Origin of the sequence: uncultured Dokdonia sp. (assembly GCF_947492535.1) — a bacterium.
Lineage (GTDB): Bacteria > Bacteroidota > Bacteroidia > Flavobacteriales > Flavobacteriaceae > Dokdonia.
Genome location: NZ_CANLNH010000043.1, coordinates 1 through 950 on the forward strand (window position 1 = coordinate 1; position 950 = coordinate 950).

The 950-nt window shown below is 28.2% G+C and carries 1 protein-coding gene; it reads left to right on the forward strand.

Annotated elements, in window-relative coordinates:
* Nucleotides 1-260: 260 nt before the first annotated feature.
* Nucleotides 261-818 (forward strand): hypothetical protein, encoded by a 558-nt coding sequence (locus tag Q1A60_RS21465; RefSeq protein ID WP_299770613.1) that lies wholly within the window; start codon nucleotides 261-263, stop codon nucleotides 816-818.
* Nucleotides 819-950 lie beyond the last annotated feature (132 nt).

Sequence of the window (950 nt, forward strand, 5' to 3'; positions counted from 1 at the left end):
TAAAGCCTTGCATACAACAAGTTACTAATTATACGTATTTTTAACAAAACTTGTGCAACAGACACAATGTATAAAAAACATAGGGCGTTTATGCTAAATCGAAAGGTTTGTGAATATTAACAAAGTCCACTAAATATAAAATTTGGTATTTATAGTAAAAAAGATAAAATCAAAATATTTATATTTAGTTAAATAATAAATCGAAACGAAAGTGCTTTTTACCTGCCCTACGTTTCTTATACGAGACGTTACCTGCAATTATGAAAAAAACAACCATCTTAATATTTGTATTATCAACTTTAATATCTTTTAATTCTTTTGGTCAGAAGACAGAAAAAATAGAAAATGATAAATCACTTGAAATTTGCCAGGCCTATGCAGAATCTTTTGTTCTTGAAGAAATTAACGCTACAATAGCAATAAAGAAAATAATTCTGAATCATATCAATTTTAAATATGATGATATTGAGTCTGAAGAAGTAAATTTAAAAGTCGCCAAATATCTAAATGAAAACAATATTGTCTGTTCCACTGTAGTAGGATCAAATGACGAAGTAACTGAACTACATTTATACAAACGCTTTGTTAAAGATAGGTATTTTGATTTTTTTGATGAAATCATAACCGACGAAGATTATGAAGTCGACTTAAATAAAGTACAAATTCGAAATGGAGAAAGAGAGACACTTCTTGATTATCTCGAAAAAACAATAATAAAGTTTAAAGATGTTCCCGATACTTTATTTGCTTTGAATCTATTAAAAGAAGATCTTAAAGCTTTAGGAGCAAAACTTGCGAAGGATATTCCAGAAAATTGAGAGCAGATTTATTAATAATATATTTTCAACTCTTAACTAGAGGAATAAATAATAGCAGGTAACAATGGTAATCGTTGCACAAGTCCATAATTCTGATAAAAACAACTCATTCTAAGCCTCTTTCCTGAGGCT

What these genes read in the sequence shown, in the direction of transcription:
- Q1A60_RS21465 (WP_299770613.1), top strand. Translation starts at nt 261, where the DNA reads ATGAAAAAAACAACCATCTTAATATTTGTATTATCAACTTTAATATCT.